This is a genomic window from Streptomyces roseus (genome assembly GCF_001044425.1).
Classification (GTDB): domain Bacteria; phylum Actinomycetota; class Actinomycetes; order Streptomycetales; family Streptomycetaceae; genus Streptomyces; species Streptomyces roseus.
Map to the genome: position 1 here is coordinate 12,516 of NZ_LFML01000074.1, position 21,331 is coordinate 33,846.

Consider the following 21,331-nt stretch of genomic DNA (forward strand, 5'->3'; position numbering starts at 1 on the left):
GCTTGTACGTACGGGGAGGGCGCTGCCTTCGCCCTCCCCGCACACGCTACCCAGATATCGTTGGTCAGCCGCCGAAACCGGCGGTCTGGCGCCAGATCCGGCCATCGCGGACCACGAGTGTCCCGAACGCGTGCTCCGGTTCGCCGTTCAGATTCATGATCGCGCGGTAGAAGATCGTGTCGTCGGTCTCGATGTACTCCTGGAGCTCCACCAGCGTCGGCTTCACCGTCAGGTAGCCCGTGAACGTCTCGCGCACCGCTTCGATGCCGACCGAGGCGCCCTCGAAGCGCAACAGCACCGCGTCGTCGGTGTAGTTCTTCATCACCGCCTCGATGTCCAGGGCGGCCAGGGCGTCCATCTGGCGGACGAACACCGGGTGCAGCTTGGAGATGTCGTACTTGGCCATGTCGACTCCAGTCTCTTTCAACGGGTGGTGGAGCTGTCGGAGGTGGGCTCGTCGGGTGGTGCGGCGCAGGCGGCGGCCGTGGTGAGCGGCAGCCGGACGACCATCCGGGTCTCGCCGGGACGTGAGCGGGCGGTGATCGAGCCGTGGTGCCGCTGGGTCACGATGCGGTAGCTGAGGTGCAGGCCGAGGCCGGTGCCCTTCCCCACGTCCTTCGTCGTGTAGAAGGGTTCGAAGATCCGCGGCAGGGAGTCCTCGGGGATGCCCCGCCCGGTGTCGGCGATCTCCACGACCAGGCAGACGCCTTCGGCCCGGACCCTCAGGGTGAGGGTGCCGGCGCCCTCCATGGCCTCGGCCGCGTTGTCGACCAGGTTGGTCCACACCTGGTTCAGCTCGCTGGGATAGCCCGTCAGTTCGGGCAGGCCCGGTTCGTACTCACGCACGATGGCGATGCCGGCCAGCTTGGCACGCAGCACGACCAGCGTGTTCTCGATCCCGTCGGCCACCGCGAAGCGCTGTTCGGGGGCCCGGTCGAGATTGGCGTAATCGCGGGTGGCGGCGACGAGTTGCGAGATCCGGGGACCGGCCGCGCGCAGCTCCGCGGCGAGCGAGCGGATCTCCAGCAGGGCCGCGAGGTGGTCGAGGGCGGCGGGCAGGGCCGGCTCCGAGACCCCTTCCAGCCGCTCCAGCAGCCAGCCCAGTTCCAGCCCGAGGTCCGAGATCCCGGAGCCGAGCAGCCCGGGCCGCTCCGTGCCCGCCTCCTCGGCCCAGTCGGCGATCTCCTCCTCCGCGTCCGCCTGGGCGAACGGGTCGGTGGTGGTGGGCGGCGGCAGCTTGTCGAGCTCCTCGGCCAGCCGGTCGAACACGGAGCGCTCCGCACCCGTCGCGGCGGCGCCCCAGGCCTGGGCGGTCCGGGTGAGGCCCTCCAGGGCGGGCGCCAGCTCCTGCGCGGCCCGGGCCACGGCGGCCGCGGGGTTGTTCAGCTCGTGCGCGAGGCCTGCGGCCAGGGTGCCGAGCGCCTCGACGGTGGCCCGCTTGCGGGCCTGCACCTCGGAGGACTTGATCCGCCAGGCCAGTACGGGGATCAGGACGGCCGCCACCCCGTGGCAGCGGGTCAGCATCTCGAAGAACACGGGTTTCGGGTACGCCACGACCGTGGTCGCCGGGCCGCTCGCGGCGGCGGTGGCCACGTAGGACCCGTCCGTCAGCAGCGGCAGCTCGCCGGTGAAGCGGTGCGCGGCGGAGGGTTTGCCGTCGTGCTCCTCCGCCGCGGCGCTCTCCTCCTCGGTGGAGTGCCGGGTCAGCACCTCCTCCCGGCCGTCGACCACCTTCGTGACGACGAGCCCGCCCGCGAGCAGCACGTGGAAGCCGTCGGCCTCCTCGCCGTCCCGGAAGAGGACCTCCCCGTCGGCGAGCACCCGGGGCTCGGAGACGGAGACCAGCCAGTCCAGCTGGTCCTCGGTGAGCCCGGCGAAGATCTCCAGCCCGAGCAGGGCCGACCGCAGCTCCGCGGTGCTCATGTCGGCAGCCTTCATGGGGTGCTCCCTTCGGCCCGGGTGCGGGCGGCCAGCCGCAGCGTGACGAACAGGGCCAGCGCGCAGACCCCGGCGACGGCGGCCATGAAGCCGACCGAGGTGCGGTGCAGACCGTGGATGTTGGTGAGCATTCCGGCGAGGACCGCCGGCACGCTCATCGCCAGGTACGCGAAGACGTAGACGGCGGCAGTGAGTTCGCCTCGGTGCGCCGGCTCGGCGAGCGTGCTCAGCGCCCGGAAGGAGCCGAGGAACGCCGCGCCCCAGCCCCCGCCGAGTACGGCGGTGCCCACGAGGAACACGGGGGCCGAGCGCAGTCCGAGCGCGAGCAGGACCAGGCCCAGGCCGGCCAGCAGCCCGCACAGGCCGAGGACCGCCGTCCGCAGGGGCTCGACGCGGCCGAGCAGGAGCTGGGCCGCGGTCGCCGCGCCCGCGAGCAGGGCCACGGTGGCCCCGCCGACCAGGTAGTTGGAGCTCCCGAGCAGGGAAAGGGCCAGGTGCGGCCCGAGCGAAAGGTAGAAGCCGCCGACCGACCAGACGGCGACGATGGTCAGGACGAGGACGGCGAAGCGGCCCCGTACGGCGGCCGGTACGTGGATGCGGCGGGCGCTGATCCGCATCCGGCCGCCGGAGCGCGCCTCGGGAGCGCTCTCACGCATCCTGAACACCCCCACCAACGTCACGGCGAAGGCGGCGACCAGCAGCAGGTAGCTGAGCACGGTCGGGGCGGGCGCGTACTGGACGAGCAGCCCGGCCCCGATCCCGCCGAGCCCGATCCCCACCGTCGGCCCCGCGCTGTTGACCTGGGCGCCGAGCGCCGGCCGCGAGCGCGGGGCGAGTTCGAGCAGGGCGGCGCCCATCGCCCCGGTGGCCAGTCCCACCGCGAGCCCCTGTACGGCGCGGGCGGCGAGCAGCAGCCCCGGCCCCTGTGCCCCGGCGAACAGCCCCATGGAGACGATCGCCAGGACCAGGCCGCCGCCGAGCACGGGGCGCCGGCCCAGGGTGTCCGAGAGGGATCCGAAGAGCAGGAGGCCGATCAGGACGGTCACGGCGTACAGGGCGAAGACCACCGTGATCATGCCGGAGGACAGGCCCCATCTCTGCTGGTAGAGCACGTAGAGGGCGGAGGGTACGGACGAGGAGAGCATCAGCAGGACGAGCACCGCCCCAACCACCCAGAAGCCGGAGCCTCTGGGGGTCGCGGCCGCCTCGGCGGCCGGACCGGCCGGTTCCCCCGTGGTCGTCCTGGACAATTCGGCCACTGCGTCAACTCCCCGTGGTGGGCGGTTCAGGCGAGGGCCTGGTCTGCCCTCTGCAGCGCGCGGGCGGCGAGCACCCCCGCGAGGTGGCCGAGGTACTCGGCCGAGGTACCGCGCCCGGGGACGAACAGCTCCCTGGGCTCGGCGCGGAAGGCCGCGAGCACGGCCTCGGTCGTGTACGGGCCCCCGCGCAGCCGCTCCTCCACCCCGCGCAGGCGCAGCGGGCGGGCGGTGGCTCCGGTGACCGCGATGCGCGGCCCGTCGGGGGTGATCCGTACGGCGGTGGCGCAGACCGGGTAGAGCGTGGCCGGGTCGGCGGTCTTCTCGAAGGCCGCGGCCCGCCCGGCGGCGGGCACCAGCAGTGCGGTGACCACGGTCCCGGCCGGCGCCCCGGACTCCGCGAACTCCTCGGCGGGCACGGTCCACCGGCCTCCGGGGCCGGCCAGTTCGACCCGGGCGTCCGCGGCGAGGGCCGCGACGGCCAGGTCGGTGGCGCGGCCTCCGGCGGCGAGGTTGCCGCCGGCGGTGCCGAGGTTGCGGACCTGGGGGTCCCCGTTGGCCCGGGCGGCGGCCGCCACCTCGGGAGCCTCGGCGAGGACGACCGCGTGGGCGGCCAGCTCGGCGAGGGTGGTCAGCGCGCCGATCCGGATCCCCTCGGCGCTCCGTCCGACACCGCGGAGCTCTTCGAGGTGGCGTACGTCGACGAGCAGCCGGGCGCTCTCCTCCCCGGCGCGCAGGGCGGGCAGCAGGCTCTGGCCGCCGGCCAGCACCTTGGCGCCCCGGGTGCCGCCGAGCAGGGCCAGGGCCTCGTCGAGGCCGACGGGCCGGACGTAGTCGAACTCGGTGAGGATCACTGGGCTTCCCCTCTCAGGCGGCGCCAGACCTTCTCGGGGGTGAGCGGCATGTCGATGTGCTGTACGCCCAGGTCGGACAGGGCGTCGACGACCGCGTTGACGACGGCGGCGGCGGGCGGCACGGTGGCGATCTCGCCGGCGCCCTTGGCGCCCAGCGGGTTGTGCGGGCTGGGCGTGGTGGTCTTGCCGAGGGTGAAGAACGGCACGTCCGTGGCGCGCGGCAGGGCGTACTTGGTGAGGTCGGAGCTGAGCAGCCGCCCCTGTTCGTCGTATACGGCGGCCTCCATCAGCGCCTGGCCGAGGCCGTGCGTGATGCTGCCCTCGATCTGTCCGAGGACGATCTTGGGGTTGCCGATGTGGCCGGCGTCGTCGACGGCGGTGTAGGCGACCACCTCGGTCTCGCCGGTGAGTTCGTCGACCTCGACGACCGCCACGTGCGTGCCGAAGGGGTAGTTGAAGTCCGGCGGGTCGAAGTGGGTGGTCTCGTCGAGGGCGGGCTCGATCTCGTGCGGCAGCCCCCAGCCGTACCACATCGCCATGGCCAGGTCGGCGAAGGTCTTGGCGTTCTCCTCGTTGCCTTCCTCGTAGACCTTGCCGGCCGCGTAGACGGCCTTCTCCTCGGGGATGCCGAGGAAGACGGCTCCGGCCTTGACCAGCTTCGCCTTGATCTTGCGGGCGGTGAGGGCGACGGCGGGCGCGGCCATGCTGTAGGAGCGGGAGCCGTAGGTGCCCTGCCCGTACGGGGCCCGGAGGGTGTCCCCCTCGTACACCTGGACCTGCGCCGGGTCGATCTCCAGCTCGTCCGCGGCGACCTGCGCGAAGACCGTGTGGTGGCTCTGGCCGGTGGAGGCGGAGCCGACGGTGACCGTGACCTCGCCGGTCGGGTTGACGCGGATGTTCGCGCTCTCCCAGGTGCCGCCGAGCATGCCCTCCTGGGACATCCGGGTGGAGGGGCCGACCCCGCAGATCGCTACGTAGGTGGCGATGCCCACGCCGAGCCGCTTGCCGCGGGTGCGGGCCTCGGCCTTGCGGGCGGGCATGTCGGCGTAGCCCGACAGCTCCAGCGCCTTGTCGAAGTTGACCTGGTAGTCCCCGGAGTCGTACGTCCAGCCGAGACCGTTGTCGTAGGGGAACTTCTCGTTCGGCACGAGGTTCTTGCGCCGTACGGCGGCCGGGTCCATGCCGATCTCGGCTGCGAACCGGTCGACGAGCCGCTCCATCAGGAAGGCCGCCTCGGCCCGCCCGCTGCCGCGCTGGGCGCCGAGCGGGACGGTGTTGGTGAAGGCGGCGTACACCTCGCAGAAGGCGGCCGGGATCTCGTACATGCCGCTGATGGAGCGGCCCATGAGGGCGGTGGCGACACCGGGGCCGATGGTGGAGGGGTACGCGCCGAGGTTGGCGTAGCTGGTGGCCCACAGGCCGGTCATCCGGCCGTCGCGGGTGCCGGCGAGCACCACGTGCTGGCGGTGGTCGCGGCCCTGGACGGTGGAGTTCATCAGCCCGGTGCGGGTGTCCACCCATTTCACGGGCCGGCCCAGTGCCTTGGAGAGCACCAGGACCAGCGCCATGTCGGGGTAGAGGTACCCCTTGGTGCCGAAGCTGCCGCCGACGGTCGGGGCGATCACCCGCAGCTTGTTGAACGGGATGCCGAGGACCAGCGCGGCGAGCAGGAACCGGTGGTTGTGCGGGCCCTGGGTGGAGGCGTACAGCGTGTACTCGTCGGTGGCGGCGTTGTAGTCGCCGACGGCGCCGCGCGGCTCGATGGGGCTGTTGATGGTGCGCTGGTTGACCAGGTCGAGTTCGACCTTGACCTCGGCCTCGGCGAGGGCCGCTTCGGCGCGGTCCTTGTCGCCGCAGGTCCAGTACGCGTTCAGGTTGCCCGGTACGGCCTCGTGCAGCTGGGGCGCGCCCTCGGCGAGCGCCGCGTCGGCCCGGGTGACCACGGGCAGCGGCTCGTACTCGACGGCGATGGCGGCCAGCGCGGCGGCGGCCTGGCGCGGGGTCTCGGCGACGACCACGGCGATCGGGTCGCCGACGTGGCGGACGGAGTCGCCGGTCAGGACCGGCCGGGCGCCGGGGAGCCCGTACGGGTGGGGCGGGAAGTGGCTCTCGACCCCGCCGGGGATCCAGATGCAGGGCAGCGGCATCACGTCGGTGAAGTCGGCCGCGGTGGCCACCTTCAGCACGCCGGGCATCTGCTCCGCGGCCTTGGTCTCGATGGAGAGGATCTTCGCGTGGGCCACCGGGCTGCCGAGGATCGCCATGTGGGCGGTGCCGGGCAGGTTGACGTCGCCCACGTACGTGGCCTCGCCGCGCAGCAGCTGCGGATCCTCGCGGCTGTCCATCGGCCGGCCCAGTACGCCCGATCCCTGGAGGGGTGCCTCCCCCGTCACTGCGGTCATCTCCCTCACACCTCCTTGCCGGACGCGGACGCCGACGCGGAGGCGGACACGGACGCCGGCGCGGGCTCGGATGCGGACCCGGCGGACCCGGACCCGGCGGCCGCGGAGACGGCGGCGGCGCCGCTGATCTCCGCGGGTATCTCGGCCCGGGCGGCGGAGCACGCGCGCTGCACGCCCCGTACGACGCTGTGGTAGCCGGTGCAGCGGCACAGGTTGCCGGTGAGCCACTCGCGGATCTCGGGCTCGGTGGGCGCCTCGCGGTCGGCGGTGTTCTCGACGAGCTCGCCGAGGGCCATGACCATGCCGGGTGTGCAGAACCCGCACTGGGTCCCGTGCTCCTGGCGCAGGGCCTCCTGGAGGCCGCTGAGTTCGCCGCCGCGCGTGGTGACGCCCTCGATCGTGGTCACGCGGGAGCCCGCCGCGGCGGCGGTGAGGATCAGGCAGCTCTTGACGGAGCGCCCGTCGAGCTGGACGACGCACGTGCCGCACTGCCCGGTGTCGCAGCCGACCTTGGTGCCGGTCAGCCCGAGGCCGTCGCGGAGCCGTTCGACGAGCAGTTCGTTCGGCTCCGCCGCGAACTGCTCGGGTCTTCCGTTCACGTTCAGTGAGAGATCCATGCCAGCGCCTGCGCTTCCGTGAGCGGCCGGTTGAAAAGGGGCCCGCCGGGCTGCTGGAGAATTCCCCCGGAGTGCAGCGGGCCGGTGTCGACGGGAGCGAATCCCAAATCCGCGATGATTCCCGCGACGATTTCCTTCGCCTTCTCGTCATCGCCCGCCGTGAAAAGGGCCAGGCGTTCGCCCTCCGCTGCGCTCCCCTCGGACTTCGTCCGGAAGGGGCCGCCGGCGACGGCGAGAGTCTCGAAATGCATGGTGTTCAGGGATTTCACGACCCGGGCGCCGGGATACCACTCGGCGACGAGTTCGCTGGAGGCGCGGCCGCCCAGATCGGCGGGCTTGCCGCCGGCGCCGAACGCGTTCGTGGCGTCCACCAGCACCTTGTCCTGCACGGCCGCGGCCGGAAGGAGCCCGCGGACGCTCGCGTACGGCACCATCAGCACCGGCAGTTCGGCCTGGTCGGCGGCTTCGGCGGGGTGCGCCGCCGAGGCCGCCGGGCCCAGTTCGGCCACCAGGGGGCCGAGGGACTGCGGCCCGCGGGCGTTGGCCAGCACGACCTCGTGCCCGGCCGCCACCAGGATCCGCGCGAGGGTGGAACCGATCCGCCCGGTGCCGATGATGCCTGTGCGCATTGCCGCTCCTCCTCGGTCGATCGCCGAATCGGTGGATCGCCGAATCGGTCTTCCGGTCATCCGGTCGGGCCGCCGGTGGGCCGGCCCGCCGGTCGGTGGGCCGGCGCTCAGTCCATGCCGATCCAGACCGACTTGGTCTGCGTGTAGCTCTCCAGGGATTCCGGTCCGCACTCGCGCCCGTATCCGGAGGCCTTGTAGCCCCCGTACGGCACGGAGGGGTCGTACTGGTTGTAGCAATTCACCCAGACCGTTCCGGCCTTGATCTGGGAGGCCACCCGGTGGGCACGCCGCAGGTCCTTGGTGTGGACGCCCGCCGCGAGCCCGTACGCGCTGTCGTTGGCGATCCGGATCGCGTCTTCCTCGGTGTCGAAGGGGATGATCGACAGGACCGGGCCGAAGATCTCCTCCTGGGCGATCCGCATGCCGTTGTCGACGCCGGTGAAGATCGTCGGCAGGAAGTACAGGCCCTGGCTCGAGGCCCCTTCCGGGGTCCAGCCGGTGCCGCCCGTACGCAGGACGGCGCCTTCCTTCTCGCCGATCTCGATGTACGAGCTGACCTTCTCGAACTGGCCGCGGTGGGCCAGCGGCCCGAACAGGGTCTCCGGGTCGCGCGGGTCGCCGGGCTTGAGGGCGGCGGCCCGGCTCACCAGCCGTTCGACCAGTTCGTCGTGGATGGGGCGCTGGAGCAGCAGGCGCGAGCCGGCGGTGCAGATCTCGCCCTTGTTGTAGTAGATGCCGAAGAAGGCGAGCTCCTCGGCGGCGTCGAGGTCGGCGTCGGCGAAGACGATGTTGGCGGACTTGCCGCCGAGCTCCATCGTCACTTTCTTCAGGGTGCCGGCCGACTTGCGGATGATCGTCTGGCCGACCGCGGTGGAGCCGGTGAAGGCGATCTTGTCGATGTCCGGGTGCCCGGTGAGGGTCTCGCCGAGTTCCACGCCCGGACCGGTGATGACGTTCAGCACGCCGTCCGGGATCTCCGCCTCCTGGAAGAGTTCGGCGATCTTCAGCGCGGTGAGCGGGGTGGCCGGTGAGGGCTTGTGGACGACCGTGTTGCCCGCCGCCAGCGCCGGTGCGATCTTCGTCATCGACAGCAGGAGCGGGAAGTTGAACGGGGTGATGGCGCAGACCACGCCCAGCGGTTCGCGCAGGGTGTACGCGAGCTGCCCGCCGGCCGGGGCCCGCGAGGAGCCGTCGACCCGGGTGACGGCGCCGGCGTAGTAGTGCATGAGCTGGGCGGCCATGGGGGCGTCGACCGTGCTGGAGAAGGCGAACGGCTTGCCCATGTCCACCGTCTCCAGCAGGGCTATCTCCTCCAGGTCGCGCTCGATGAGCTCACCGACCCGGTTCAGTCGCAGCGCGCGTTCCTGGGCGGAGAGTCTGCTCCAGGGACCTTCCTCGTACGCCGCGCGGGCGGCGGCCACGGCCGCGTCCGCGTCGGCGGCGGCGGCCTGCGCCACCGGTACGATCTCCTGCCCGTCCACGGGACTGATGTCCGGCTCGGTACGGCCGTCCTGGGCCGAGACCCATGTGCCGCCGATGAACAGCTTCCCGGGGTTGGCCAAGGGCTGGTCGCTGAGCGCGCGCTTGGTCATGGCTGCCTTCCGGTGTCGGGTGCGGGGGCGATCTATCCCTTGGCGAGCTGCTCCAGGAACGTCTCGGCAAGGGCCTTGGAGGAGTACGGGTTCTGGCCGGTGGTGAGCTTGCGGTCCACCACCACGTGCGAGTCCCAGATCTTCTCGGCCTTCTCGTAGCGGGCGCCGAGCCGGGTGAGCTCGGCCTCCAGGATCAGCGGGAGGCGGCCGGCCATGTTGGTGACCATCTCCTCGCTGTGCGAGAAGGCCGTCATCCGGTAGCCCTCGAACGGCCAGCGGCCTTCGCCGTCGCGCAGGGCGAGGAGCGAGGTGTGGCCGTGGCAGACGGTGGCGAGCGGTTTGTCCTGGGCGATGGCCCAGCGCAGGATCTGGGCGAGCGCGTCGGAGTGGGGCAGGTCTCCGATGGCGCCGTGACCGCCGCTGACGTAGATGCCGTCGTACTCGGCGACGTCCTTCTCCCCCAGGGATTCGAGGGCGAGGGGGTTCTTGAGCTGGGGGGTGCCCTCGACGACTCTCACGTACTCGGCGGCGTTGGCCGCGTCCTCGTTCGGCGAGCCCTCGGGGCGGACCCACTGGAGGAACTGCGGGTCGATGCTGGTCTGGTCGACCGTGGGGGCCCGGCCCCCGATCGTCGCCACGTCCACGGTGTGGCCTGCGGCCTTGAAGAGGGTGTAGGGAACGACGAATTCCTCGGCCCAGAAACCCGAAGGGTGCTGTTCCCCGTCCAAGAGGTGGAGCGTTGCCTTGGCCGTCATGACGACGAGAATCTTCATGACTTCTCTCCTTGTTCTGGAATCGCTGCCGATTCAACACGCCCCCCGCAGGGGGCGTAAGGGGGGAGCGTCAGGCGCGCGATACTTCGTGAGGTGCGTCCAACGCGGAGATGATGGTGCGGAATTCACCGACCAGGGGGTGGTCGGGATGGGCTTCGGCGAATATGCGTTCGCCGTACAGTGCGGCCATTTCCGGCACATACGGAAGGATTCCGGCCAGGGGGGCGCCGTACACCTCCTCGGCACGCCGGCGGACCTGCCGTCCGTCGATGCCCTCGGGAGCCATGCTCATGACCAGAGCCCGCCGGCAGGCCAGCCGCCCGGCCAGGGCGATGGTCTCCTCGACCCCCGAGAGGTCGATCCGGTCGGCCCGGGCCAGGATCATCAGGACGTCGGCGCTCGCCATCGCGGTCACCGACTCGTTGTTCAGCCCGGCGTGGGTGTCGAGCAGCAGCACGTCGAGCGCGTAGTGCTCGACCAGCCGGTCGAAGCCCTCGGGCAGCAGCCCGACGTCGTAGCCGCTGGTCATGAGCTCGCGCAGGGCCGCCGTCCCGGTCCGTGCCGGTACGACGTACAGCCCGGGCACGCCGACCGGCTGCGCCGCGGCCTCGATCTCACAGCGGCCGAGCAGGTAGTCGGCCAGGGAAGGACCCGGGCCGAGGCGGAAGAGCAGGTCCAGGGTGGGCGACTGGATGTCCGTGTCGACCACCCCCACCCGGCGTCCCCCGGCCGCGATGAGCAGGGCCAGGTTCGCCAGTACCGAGGACTTCCCCGTGCCCCCGCGGTGCGAGTGCACCACGATGGTCCGGGCCATCAGGCCACCGCCGTGCGGCCCGCGGCCGTGGTCCGGTCCGCGTGCGGCCCCCGCGCCGCACGTGGCCGGTGCAGGGCCAGCATGGTGACGTCGTCGTGCTGTTCGGCCGTGCCGGTGTGCTCCCGTACCGCCGTGTCCATGAGGTCGACCACCTCCCTGCCGCTCACCGGGGGGCCGGCGAGCAGCTCCAGCATCCGCTCGTCACCGAGGAAGCTGCCGTCGGGGCAGCGGGCCTCCGGCACCCCGTCCGTGAACACGAACAGGGTGTCGCCGGGGTTCAGCTGGGCGTAGCCGAGCGTGTACACGCAGTCCGGCAGCACCCCCACGGCGGGTCCTGTGACCTCCAGGGCGAGCGGGTCGCCGCCTTCGGCGCGCAGCAGCAGCGGCGCGTTGTGGCCCCCGTTGATGTACACGAGGCTGCCGGTGGCGGGGTCGAGCACACCGAAGAACAGGGTGGCGAAGTACCCCTGCCGGAGGTGGTTGCGGGTCAGGTAGCCGTTGGTGGCGGTGACCGCGTTGAGCAGGGGTGTCGCGCCGACGACCGGGATCCGCCTGCTGCCGCCGGCGCGCCCGCCGGCCACGAGGTGCTGGAGTCCGCTGTTCTCCGCGGTGTGCCGCAGCAGCGAGCGGATCAGCGCCATGAACAGCGCCGCTCCGACCCCCTTGTCGCAGACGTCGGCGACGACGAAGGCCAGGCGCCGGCCGCGGGAGATCTCGAAGACGTCGTAGAAGTCCCCGGCGACCTGCCGGGCGGGCCGGAAGCGGACGTCGATCTCCCAGCCCTCGGGCACCGGCAGCGATTCCGGCAGGAAGCCGGCCTGGATCTCCCGGCCGATCTCCAGTTCCTTCTCGTAGCCCATGAGTTCGGCGCGGGCGTCGGCTTCGCGCAGGGTGCGGCCGAGTCCGGCGCGCTCCGAACAGCTGTGCAGCCGGGCCCCGACGAGGGCGGGCAGGAAGGGCGGTACGAGGTAGTCGTGGCCCAGCCGGACGTGCTCCTCCAGCGCGGCGAACTCCGTCACCGTCCAGACGACCACGATGGGGGCCCCGGCCCAGCGGCGCAGCCGCCGCACCGCCAGCCGCACCGACTCGCCGTCGGCCTCGGCCGGGGCGAGCAGGACGTCGGCGACGGGCAGGTCGTCCAGTGGTCCACCCCGCAGCTCCGCCAGCGTGCGGCCGACGAGCTCCGCGTCCATCGAGCGCAGCGCGTCGAGGAGTTCGAGCGGAGGCGGCGGGTACTCGTCGAGGATGATCACGGTCGTGGAGGGCATGGGTCCGTCCCCTCAGCGTTCACAGTCAGCGTGCTGATGTTGCGGCCGTCCCTGCGTACGTAGCTGAATTCGTCCACGCTGGTCAGCGCCAGGTGGATGCCGAGTCCGCCGATCCTGCGCCGCTCGGGGGGAATCCCGGGTGCGGGGGGCAGGCGGCCTTCGACCGGGTCGAACGCCGGCGCGGAGTCCGCTATGGAGATCTGCACCCGGCCGGGGCCGGAGCGGCCGCGGACGGTGATCCGCCCGTCGCCGCCCCGGTACCCGTGCATCACGATGTTCGTGGCCAGCTCGTCCACGGCCAGCCGGATCCGGTACGCGGGCCCCTTGCCCAGGCCCGCCCGGCCGGCCAGCCGCAGGACGAACGCGGCGATGTCGCCCAGTGCCCCCAGCGTGGCGGGCACCTCCAGCTCGGCGGACGTCCTCGCCAGTTCGACCATGTCACTCATGCGTTTCACTCATCGGAGAGCACGATGCTGCGGTCCAGCCCGGCCGTCCGGATGGTCCGGGACACGGGCTCGATCGCGCCGACCACCTTGATGGTCACGTGGTTGGCCACCTTCTGCTGGGCGAAGACCAGGGACCGCAGTCCGGCGCTGGCCATGTAGCCGACACCGGCCATCCTGATCTCGACCGTGCCGGTGCCGTGCCCGGCGGCCTTCTCGATGGTCTGGTGGAAGTCCGGCGCGGTCTTGGCGTCCAGCTCGCCCGCCAGCTCGATCACGGTGGTGTCGCCCTCGATGCTCAGGGACACGGAAAGCGGCATGTCAGGTCTCCTTCGGCACTGCGGTTGGAGCGTTCGGTCAGATCGGGTGGCGGCGGCTAGAGCTCCGGATCGGGCGTCCGGCCGACCAGGATCACGACCGAGCGCGGACCGATCAGGTACTTCCCGGCGTTCTCCAGCTCGGCCTCGCCGCCGGGGGTGCGGATGTCGTGCGGGGCCTCGGCCCCGGTGTCCGCGAACAGGTGCCAGCTGCGCCCGTGCGGCAGCGCGGGCAGCTCCAGGTCGTGCGCCTCCCAGTGCGAGTTCATGGCCACGTACACCACGTCGTCGTCACCGGTGCCGCAGCGGGCCACGGCCAGCAGCCGGCTGTCCGCCGACCAGTCGGGCTGCCAGGCCCGCTCGCCGTGCCAGCTGATGTCCGGCAGTCCGAGGCTCTCGCGGACCTGGCCGGTGGGGTGGGAGGTGGAGCGCAGTTCCCGGTGGCGCCCGCGGAACGCGATCATCTCCCGGGTGAACCGGAGCAGTTCGGCGTTCTCGTCGACCTGGTCCCAGTCGAACCAGGACAGCTCGTTGTCCTGGCAGTACGTGTTGTTGTTGCCCTGCTGGGTGCGGGCCACCTCGTCGCCGGACAGGAGCATCGGGATGCCCTGGCTGGTCATGAGGATGGCGATCGCGTTCTTCATCTGGCGCGTGCGCAGCCGGTTGATCTCGGGGTCGTCGGTCGGCCCCTCGGCCCCGCAGTTCCAGCTGTTGTTGTCGTTGGCCCCGTCGTTGTTGCCCTCGCCGTTCGCCTCGTTGTGCTTGTCGTTGTACGAGACGAGGTCGGCCAGGGTGAACCCGTCGTGGGCCGTGAGGAAGTTGACCGAGGCGGAGGTGCCGCGGGTGGAGTACAGGTCGGGCGAGCCGGCGATGCGGGTGGCCAGCTCCCCGGTCACGCCGGGGTCGCCCTTGAGGAAGCTGCGCACGGTGTCGCGGTACTTCCCGTTCCACTCGGCCCAGCGCCCGTACGCCGGGAAGTTGCCGACCTCGTAGAGGCCGCCCGCGTCCCAGGCCTCGGCGATGAGCTTGGTGTGCCGCAGGACGGGGTCGTAGGCGAGCATCTCCAGCAGCGGCGGGTTGGGCAGCGGGGTGCCGTCCAGGTCCCGGCCGAGGATGGCCGCGAGGTCGAAGCGGAAGCCGTCGATGTGGTAGTCGGCGACCCAGTGGCGCAGGCAGTCGAGCACGAAGTTGCGCACGACGGGGTGGTTGCAGTTGACCGTGTTGCCCGTGCCGCTGAAGTTGAAGTAGTACCCCTCGGGCGTGAGCATGTAGTACGTGGCGTTGTCGAGCCCCTTGAAGGAGATCGTCGGCCCCTGCTCGTTGCCCTCGGCGGTGTGGTTGAAGACGACGTCGAGGATGACCTCGATGCCGGCCGCGTGCAGGTCCTTGATCAGGGTGCGGAACTCGTCGCCCTGCATCCCGTAGCGTCCGGTGGCCGCGTAGCCGGCCTTGGGCGCGAAGAACGAGACGGTGTTGTAGCCCCAGTAGTCGAAGAGGTGCTCGCCCGTCTCCGGGTTGGAGCGCATGTTGTCGCTCTCGTCGAACTCGAACACCGGGAGCAGTTCGATGCAGTTGACCCCGAGTTCCTTCAGGTACGGGATCTTCTCGCGCAGCCCCGCGAAGGTTCCCGGGGCGGTGACCTGCGAGGAGGGGTGCCGGGTGAAACCGCGCACGTGGGTCTCGTACACGACGAGGTCCTCGGCGGGCAGCCCCAGCGGGGTGTCGTCGCCCCAGTCGAAGTCCTGGAGGCAGACGCGGGAGCGGTACTGGTAGCCGCGGCTGCGGTCCGGCTCCACGCCCCACACGTCGCGGCCGGCGATCAGCCGGGCGTAGGGGTCGGAGAGGACCTGGCGGGCGTCGAAGCGGTGGCCGGAGACCGGGTCGTAGGGGCCGTCGGCCCGGTACCCGTACTCGATGTTCTCGTGGTCGAGGCCGAAGACCGTCATGGCGAAGACGCTGCCGGTGCGGAACTCCTCGGGGAATTCCAGCTCGGCCATCGGCTCGGGCTCTCCGCGCTTGAAGATGACCAGGGTCATGGAGGTCGCCTGGTCGGAGTAGACGGAGAAGCTGACCCCGCCGGGGACCACGTTGGCCCCGAACGGGAACGGTTTGCCGGCGCGGACGCGGTACCCGCCCACCTCGTGGGTCGGGTACGCGTCGACGCGCAGCACCTGCTCGGACCGGGCCTCGGTCATCGCACGGCCGCTGTCTTGAGCGGCGCCTTGGCCTTGGAGCGCGCGGCCGCCGCCTCGCCGGTCTCGAAGAAGTCGAGGAAACCGGTGGCCGACATGACGAACCGGACTTCCTCGCTCACCCCGTACAGGGTGACCCCGACCCCGGCGTGCTGGGCCTCGCGGTAGACGACGAGCAGGGTGCGCAGGCCCGCGCTGGACACGTACGTGACGGCCGTGAGGTCGATACGCAGCGGCCGGCCCTCGCGGACCAGCGGCAGCAGGGACTGCAGCAGCTGTCCGGAGGTCTCACTGTTGATCTCGCCGGTGGCGACGAGGACGGTACCGCCCTTGTTGCGGCGTTCCTTGACGTTCAGAGACATTGCTTTCCCCTCTAGTCGGGGCGCCCCCCGTTGAGCGCTATGAAGTCACCGGGCGCAGCCGGACCTTGACCTTGATCCGTCCCTGGACGTCCGGCAGCCTGACGGTCAGACCGTCGGCGTCGAAGTCCCGGTACGGCTTCTCGTCGATCTCGACGGACGCGATCTGCACGGAGCCGGCGGGCAGCAGGTCGGGTGAGACCCGCAGCACGCGGTCGGGCAGGTTGGTCGGGTCGGGCTTGAAGTGGAAGTCCATCTCCCGCTTGTTGATCAGCAGGTTGTTGTAGACGGCGGACAGGTAGCAGAGCTCCGCCGAGTGGTACATGGACATCGAGTGGCTGCCCTTGAGCCGCTCCGTGCCGAGCAGGTACGGCGTACCGCTGGCGAGCACGTTGAAGTAGACGGCTCCCTCGTCGTGGTCGAGGAAGAACGTGTTGTAGAAGGCCTCCGCCTGCCGGGCCTCGCGCAGGAAGGCGTCTCCGCCGACCGTGCCGTTCAGGATGAGGTAGGCGAGGATCGCCTGCTCCTGCTGCCACCAGGCCTTGCGGTCGTGCCAGGCGAAACGATACGTCTCCTGTCCGTCCTTGCCGACGGACTTGATGCGCTCCACGACGTCGTACCAGCCGCCGCGCTGCACGTCGCTGCCGACCGCCGGCATGATCTCGCCGATCTTCTTGGCGAGGTCCTGGTACGCCGGCTTGGCCTTCAGCGAGTTCATCCGCATCAGGTTCCAGGCGATCTTGAGGTTGTGCCCGACGACCGCGCGGTTCTGCTGCCAGCTGTGCGCGGTGTCGTGCGACCAGTCGCGGAAGAAGCGCTCCTGGACGAACGGGCTGTTCTTGTAGTCCGGGAACTTGTCCGCGATGGTGTCGAAGGTGTACTCCAGGAAATCGGCGTACCTCTGGTCGCCGGTCGCCAGGTACAGGTTGATCAGGTAGGCGGGCGCGTGGTCGCCGACCGAGTTCCAGTTCTTGCGCTCGGCGTTCTCGCCGAGGGACTCGTGGTCCGCGCTGAACAGGATCGGGTCGATGTGCGAGTAGTAGCCGCCCTGCTCCTCGTCCTTGAAGAACTTGTCGAACAGCCGGATGGTGGCGTCCGCGTCGTTCTTGATCCGGATGTCACCGGTGACCCGGTACGTCTGGATCGGGCCGGCCAGCGCGTAGATCTGCTCGTACATCGGGATCGCGTCGTAGTCGTCGGAGAACTCCGAGGTGAACAGCTTGCGCTCGCTGTCCCCGTCGACGCTGATGCCGTGGTACCAGAAGACCACGTCCTCCTCGCTGTCCACGACCCGCATGTGCTTGCGCAGGTACTCGGTGCCGCGCTCGGCGACCTCCAGGTACTCGTCTTTGCCCGTCAGGAGGTAGGCCGAGGCCATGCCGTAGACCAGGCGGGAGATCGTGTCGGTCTCCTGGACGTGGCTGGCGGTCTTGTCGCCGCCGAGCCGGATCTCGGTGCGGTACTCGGTGAAGTCCACCGGGCCGTCGCCGAACTGCGCCCGGATGTAGAAGTCGGCCAGCGACTCGATCTGCTTGACCCACCAGCTGGGCTCCTCGAACCGGTAGTCCTCGGCGCCGCGGCCCAGGAACACCAGCCGCTTGGCGTCGAAGCGCCCGCCGCGCTCCGGATAGTGGATGCCGTAGACGAAGAGGAACCGGCCCGGCGAGAGCATCTCGTCGATGTGCCCGGAGGCGTCGATGTACGGCTCGTCCAGGTTGCGGACCAGCTCCGCGCTCGGGTCGCCGGCCAGGGAGACGTCGAACTCCCGCCCGTCCGATGTCTTCAGCCGCAGCAGGCGGGACTCGGAGTCGAAGCGGCCGACGTAGCCCGCGATGGTGTCGGAGAAGGAGAAGCTCACGGCGTCCGCCATGTCATGCACCGTCCTTGTCGTGTGAGCGGTCGTCCTCGAATCCCTGACTGACCTCGACGATCACCCCGTCGGGATCGCGGACCCACACGGTCCGCCACCCGCAGATGAAGTCGTCGAAGTCCAGCGGGCCCAGGGTCACTTCGGCCGCGTCCCCCAGCTCCGCCAGGAACGCGTCCACGCTGTCGGTCTGGAAGGCCAGGTGGCGCATCCGGCCGGGGGCCTGCGGCCCGTCGTCCTGCGCCGGCCGGGCCGGGCCGGTGTCCGCCGCGAAGAGCTCCAGGTACGCGTCCCCCTTGCGCAGGAACACGATCTTGGCCTCGCCGAGGTCGACGACCCTGGCCCGGGTGAAGCCGAAGTACCGGGTGTAGAAGTCCTCCGTCGTCTTCTGGTCCGCGCAGTTCAGGCCCACGTGCGACCAGACCATGGCGCGCTCCCCGGCGCCGGGCATCAGGCGCTCCCCCGGCCCCGCCCCGCCGCGATCAGCTCGATGATCCGGCGGGCGAAGAGGTGGTGATGGGCGCCGGTGCGGCCGGTGACCAGGTCGCCGTCGACCACCACGTCCTCGTTGACGTACTCGGCGCCCATGTTGCGTACGTCGCCGATGAGGTTGTTGTGGCAGACCAGCTTGCGGCCCTGGATCTTGTCCGGGATCGAGGCGGCCAGCCACATGCCGTGGCAGATGATCCCCTTGAGGACCGTCGGCTCCTCGAACGCCCGGCGCAGCAGCTCCGTCGCCGGGGCCAGTACGTCCACGTCCTCGGTGTAGCGCAGCCGGTCGGCCACCATGCCCGAGGGCACGATGATCGCCGCGTACCGGCGCAGCTCCTCGTCGCTCAGCCCCTCCAGGGACTTGTCGGCGGTGAACGGAGCCCGGTACTCGTGCCCGGAGAAGGTGATGGAGTCGTTGCCCCACAGCCGGGTCAGGAAGTCGACCTCGGCGCCCTCCTCGGCGAACCGGTGGCCGTAGTAGAAGATCTCCGGCTCGTAGAAGTCGCTCTCGACCAGGACCGCGATCCGGGTCCCGCTCAGCGCGCCCTCGCGCAGTACGGCGTCAGGCACGGGAGGTCCCCCTCAGGAAGTCGGCCGCGCGCTCGGCGATCATCGCGATGGCGGTGTGGCAGTTGCCCGACGGGACGGCGGGCATCACGCTGGCGTCGACGACGCGCAGGTTGCGTACGCCGTGCACCCGCAGCTCGGGGTCGACGACCGAGAGGTCGTCGATGCCCATGCGGCAGGAGCCGGCCTGGTGGTGGTAGCTCTCCGACTTCTGCCGGGCGAAGGTCCGCAGGTCCTCGTCGGAGACGAAGCCGGGGCCGGGCTGGAGCTCCTGCTTGTACCAGGGCGAGAAGGCCGAGGTCGCGAAGATCTCCCGGGCCAGCTTGATCCCCTGCACCATCCGCTCCAGGTCCCACCGGTCGCCCAGGTAGTTCGGGTTGATCAGCGGGTGGGCCAGCGGATCGGCGCTCGCGAGCCGGATCCAGCCGCGCGAGACGGGCCGTACGACACCGGGGAGGATGCTCACCGTGTTCGGGTGGTCTTTGCCGACGATCACGTCGAACGGGACGTGGACGAAGGCGATCTGCAGGTCGGGAGCGGGAAGACCGGGACGGGACGAGAGGAACAGAGCGCTCTCCGACAGGTTCTGCGCCGGGGGCGGGAGCTCCTGGGTGACCTCGGCCATCAGCCCGGTCAGTACGTGGTTGTGGAAGTTCTCGCCGACCCCCGGCAGCGCGGCGACCGTCTCGATGCCGTGCTCGCGCAGCTGCCCGGGGTCGCCGATGCCGGAGAGCAGCAGCAGCTTCGGCGACTCGATCGCGCCGGCGGCCACGATCACCTCGCGGCGGGCCCGCACGGAGTGGACTCCGGGCTCGGCGGCCCTGCGGTGCGCGTCGCCCACGGTCCGGCCCGGGAACTCGGCCGCCGGTGCGAGCTGCGTGTACTCCACGCCCGTGCAGGTGTCGCCGTCGAAGAGCAGGCGGGTGGTCTGGGCGCCGGTGCGCAGCGTCAGGTTGGACCGCTCCAGCGCCGGTTCCAGGTAGGCCGCGAGGGCGCCCTGGCGGCGCCCGTCGGCCACGTCGATGTGGTGCCAGCCGGTGCCGAAGAGGCCGCGCCGGGGCCCGTCGGTGTTGAAGTCGGCGATCTCCTGGTGGCCGAGTTCCACGGCAGCGTCGATGAAGGCGCGGGAGACCGGGTTGGGGCCGTGCTGTCCGGCGTTGGTGATGCGCTGCGGGCCGCGGGTGCCGGTGGTGGGCGCGGTGGCGTCCTCCTGGCCCTCCAGGAGGGCGAAGTAGGGCAGGACGTCCTCGTACGCCCAGCCGGCGGCGCCCTGGTACGCCCAGTTGTCGAAGTCCGAGGCGTGGCCGCGGATGTGCATCATGATGTACAGGTTGCTGCTGCCGCCGGGGGCCTTGCCGCGCGGTTCGTAGGTGCGGCGGCCGTCGAGACCGGGCTGCGGGACGCTGGTGTAGCCCCAGTCGACGGGGCCGCCGAGCAGCTTGTACCAGGAGGACGGGTCGTCCACCTCGGGCGGGATGCGGTTGCCGCCCGCCTCCAGGACCAGGACGGAGGCGTCCGGGTCCTCGGAGAGCCGGTTCGCGAGGACGCTGCCCGCGGTGCCGGATCCCACGATGACGTAGTCGTACTCTTCTCTCTCCGCGTTTCCCACGAGTCGGCCCCCCTCAGCCCTGGCCCAGCACCTGGAAGGGGACGGTGTCGTGGTAGTTCGCCATGTACGCGATCTTTCCGTCCACGATCCGGAAGAAGTTCATGACCTCGGCCTCGATCGTCTCGCCCGCGGGGCTGACGGCGCTGAGGTGGGAGACGGCGGCGGCCTTCTCCCCGTCGACGAGGAAGTGCACGGGCTCGTTCCGGAAGACCCGGTACATCGTTCCCATGCCCTTCATCATCGAGCGCAGGACCTCCAGGCCCTCGATGTGTCCGGCGAGCTGCTCGTCCATGACCTGGTCCTCGGCGAACAGGTCGCACCAGCGGTCCCAGTCCCCGGCGTTGGCGTACTCGTAGTACTTCTCAAGGATCTGTCGTGCGTCCACAGCGCTCCTCCCCCTATCGGTCGCGGCGGGTTCCGTCGGGCGCGAACGGCGCCCAGAACTGGCTGAACGCGGTCGCCGAGTCCCCGAAGAGCCCGTCGCGGCCCTCGATGATCCGCCCGTCCCGCCAGCGCATGAAGTGGAAGACGGGGTAGTCCATCCGCTCGTACGGGGACTGGCTCGCCCGGTCGGCTCCGTCGCGCAGGGCGACGTTGCGGCAGACGTCGGCGCTGCAGTCCTCGCCGACGAGGACCGCCTGGATGTCCATCCGGAAGGTGCCGCCGGTGAGCTTGTGGGTCTGCCCCATCAGCTCCAGGAAGGCGTCCAGGCTCTCGTACCAGCCGGCCAGCGGGTGGCTTCCCGGCACCAGCCAGCGCAGGTCCTCGGCGTAATACTCCAGGATGCGGGCCCGGTCCCCGGAGCCGAGTGCGGCGTACGCCGCCTCGACCCGCTCCCGTGTCACTTCGGTCATCGTCGCTCCTCCTTCGCCTGCCCTGCTCCCGCGCTCAGAGCGAGCCGGAACCGGGCATCGGGGCCAGGTCGTTGACGGTGTACTGCTTGATCAGCGGTCCGTCGGGACCGGCCACGACCGTCCAGGTCTGGTCGGCGTCGAAGCCGAGCCACTCGCTGCGGGCGGCCGGCGGGTCCCAGATCTTGGCCTGCCAGTTGACCAGGACCCGGACGACGGCGCGGTCGCCCTCGATGACGGGCTCCACCTTCGTGACGGTGTGGACCTCGTCGAAGAAGCGGTGGGTGACGGCCTCGTACCAGCGGCCGAAGCCCTCGTGGCCGATGAAGGTGTCCTCGGGGACCTTGAACTCCAGGTCCTCGGTGATCATGGCCAGCACCTGTTCGGGCGACAGGTGCCGGTCCAGGGCCACGTACCAGTTCTCCGCGAAGGCGCGGATCGCGTCCTCGGTCAGCCGCTCGGCGGGCATGCGTCTCCTCCTGTCCGTGGTG

Annotated in this window: 22 protein-coding genes; all 22 read right to left on the reverse strand. The window is 70.9% G+C overall.

Annotated features, from left to right (window positions below; genetic code table 11):
* Positions 1 to 64: 64 nt before the first annotated feature.
* The 22 genes from ACS04_RS18950 to ACS04_RS19055 all read right to left on the reverse strand — a co-directional run bounded on the left by ACS04_RS18950 (position 65) and on the right by ACS04_RS19055 (position 21,309).
* Complete coding sequence (locus ACS04_RS18950) at positions 65 to 406, reverse strand: nuclear transport factor 2 family protein (RefSeq protein ID WP_048477838.1); 342 nt, start codon at positions 404 to 406, stop codon at positions 65 to 67.
* A 17-nt stretch (positions 407 to 423) separates the two neighbouring features.
* Positions 424 to 1,938, reverse strand: a complete 1,515-nt coding sequence (locus ACS04_RS18955; RefSeq protein WP_053080824.1) for an ATP-binding protein — start codon at positions 1,936 to 1,938, stop codon at positions 424 to 426.
* Entirely contained in the window at positions 1,935 to 3,197 is a 1,263-nt protein-coding gene (locus ACS04_RS18960) for an MFS transporter (RefSeq protein ID WP_053080825.1), read from the reverse strand. Before ACS04_RS18960 ends, ACS04_RS18955 begins: the two co-directional genes overlap by 4 nt.
* Positions 3,198 to 3,223: 26 nt before the next feature.
* The gene (locus ACS04_RS38210; protein WP_053080826.1) at positions 3,224 to 4,048 is read right to left on the reverse strand and encodes an FAD binding domain-containing protein; all 825 of its coding nucleotides are present in this window, start codon (positions 4,046 to 4,048) and stop codon (positions 3,224 to 3,226) included.
* Complete coding sequence (locus tag ACS04_RS18970) at positions 4,045 to 6,450, reverse strand: xanthine dehydrogenase family protein molybdopterin-binding subunit (protein WP_048477839.1); 2,406 nt, start codon at positions 6,448 to 6,450, stop codon at positions 4,045 to 4,047. Before ACS04_RS18970 ends, ACS04_RS38210 begins: the two co-directional genes overlap by 4 nt.
* 5 nt (positions 6,451 to 6,455) lie before the next feature.
* Positions 6,456 to 7,049, reverse strand: coding sequence for a (2Fe-2S)-binding protein (locus tag ACS04_RS18975; RefSeq protein WP_245236444.1), 594 nt, complete (start codon positions 7,047 to 7,049; stop codon positions 6,456 to 6,458).
* Positions 7,050 to 7,051: 2 nt separating this feature from the next.
* Positions 7,052 to 7,696 carry an NADPH-dependent F420 reductase gene (locus ACS04_RS18980; protein ID WP_048477840.1) on the reverse strand — a complete coding sequence of 215 codons (645 nt, stop codon included), beginning with the start codon at positions 7,694 to 7,696 and terminating at the stop codon, positions 7,052 to 7,054.
* A gap of 107 nt (positions 7,697 to 7,803) precedes the next feature.
* Positions 7,804 to 9,288, reverse strand: a complete 1,485-nt coding sequence (locus ACS04_RS18985; protein WP_048477841.1) for an aldehyde dehydrogenase family protein — start codon at positions 9,286 to 9,288, stop codon at positions 7,804 to 7,806.
* A gap of 32 nt (positions 9,289 to 9,320) precedes the next feature.
* Entirely contained in the window at positions 9,321 to 10,061 is a 741-nt protein-coding gene (locus ACS04_RS18990; protein ID WP_048477842.1) for a type 1 glutamine amidotransferase domain-containing protein, read from the reverse strand.
* A 70-nt stretch (positions 10,062 to 10,131) separates the two neighbouring features.
* Positions 10,132 to 10,875 carry a MinD/ParA family ATP-binding protein gene (locus tag ACS04_RS18995; protein ID WP_048477843.1) on the reverse strand — a complete coding sequence of 248 codons (744 nt, stop codon included), beginning with the start codon at positions 10,873 to 10,875 and terminating at the stop codon, positions 10,132 to 10,134.
* Positions 10,875 to 12,143, reverse strand: a complete 1,269-nt coding sequence (locus tag ACS04_RS19000; RefSeq protein WP_053080827.1) for a PP2C family protein-serine/threonine phosphatase — start codon at positions 12,141 to 12,143, stop codon at positions 10,875 to 10,877. Before ACS04_RS19000 ends, ACS04_RS18995 begins: the two co-directional genes overlap by 1 nt.
* On the reverse strand, positions 12,125 to 12,589 hold the full coding sequence (locus ACS04_RS19005; RefSeq protein ID WP_245236445.1) for an ATP-binding protein: 465 nt from the start codon (positions 12,587 to 12,589) through the stop codon (positions 12,125 to 12,127). The genes ACS04_RS19000 and ACS04_RS19005 overlap by 19 nt, the downstream gene beginning before the upstream one ends.
* Positions 12,590 to 12,594: 5 nt before the next feature.
* Entirely contained in the window at positions 12,595 to 12,906 is a 312-nt protein-coding gene (locus ACS04_RS19010; RefSeq protein ID WP_030157520.1) for an STAS domain-containing protein, read from the reverse strand.
* Between the two features lie 56 nt (positions 12,907 to 12,962).
* Positions 12,963 to 15,098 (reverse strand): glycogen debranching protein GlgX, encoded by a 2,136-nt coding sequence (glgX, locus tag ACS04_RS19015; protein ID WP_245236446.1) that lies wholly within the window; start codon positions 15,096 to 15,098, stop codon positions 12,963 to 12,965.
* Positions 15,095 to 15,457: an STAS domain-containing protein gene (locus tag ACS04_RS19020; RefSeq protein ID WP_048477844.1), complete on the reverse strand. Its 363-nt coding sequence runs from the start codon at positions 15,455 to 15,457 to the stop codon at positions 15,095 to 15,097. Before ACS04_RS19020 ends, glgX begins: the two co-directional genes overlap by 4 nt.
* Positions 15,458 to 15,494: 37 nt before the next feature.
* Positions 15,495 to 17,324, reverse strand: a complete 1,830-nt coding sequence (locus tag ACS04_RS19025) for an AGE family epimerase/isomerase (protein ID WP_048477845.1) — start codon at positions 17,322 to 17,324, stop codon at positions 15,495 to 15,497.
* A gap of 1 nt (position 17,325) precedes the next feature.
* Positions 17,326 to 17,772 (reverse strand): VOC family protein, encoded by a 447-nt coding sequence (locus tag ACS04_RS19030; RefSeq protein WP_078864975.1) that lies wholly within the window; start codon positions 17,770 to 17,772, stop codon positions 17,326 to 17,328.
* Positions 17,772 to 18,383 (reverse strand): DJ-1/PfpI family protein, encoded by a 612-nt coding sequence (locus tag ACS04_RS19035; RefSeq protein WP_078864977.1) that lies wholly within the window; start codon positions 18,381 to 18,383, stop codon positions 17,772 to 17,774. The genes ACS04_RS19030 and ACS04_RS19035 overlap by 1 nt, the downstream gene beginning before the upstream one ends.
* Positions 18,376 to 19,989 carry a GMC family oxidoreductase gene (locus ACS04_RS19040; RefSeq protein ID WP_048477846.1) on the reverse strand — a complete coding sequence of 538 codons (1,614 nt, stop codon included), beginning with the start codon at positions 19,987 to 19,989 and terminating at the stop codon, positions 18,376 to 18,378. The genes ACS04_RS19035 and ACS04_RS19040 overlap by 8 nt, the downstream gene beginning before the upstream one ends.
* 13 nt (positions 19,990 to 20,002) lie before the next feature.
* Positions 20,003 to 20,374, reverse strand: a complete 372-nt coding sequence (locus ACS04_RS19045; RefSeq protein ID WP_048477847.1) for a nuclear transport factor 2 family protein — start codon at positions 20,372 to 20,374, stop codon at positions 20,003 to 20,005.
* 13 nt (positions 20,375 to 20,387) lie between these two features.
* Positions 20,388 to 20,843, reverse strand: a complete 456-nt coding sequence (locus ACS04_RS19050) for a nuclear transport factor 2 family protein (RefSeq protein WP_048477848.1) — start codon at positions 20,841 to 20,843, stop codon at positions 20,388 to 20,390.
* A 34-nt stretch (positions 20,844 to 20,877) separates the two neighbouring features.
* Positions 20,878 to 21,309 (reverse strand): nuclear transport factor 2 family protein, encoded by a 432-nt coding sequence (locus ACS04_RS19055; RefSeq protein WP_048477849.1) that lies wholly within the window; start codon positions 21,307 to 21,309, stop codon positions 20,878 to 20,880.
* Positions 21,310 to 21,331 lie beyond the last annotated feature (22 nt).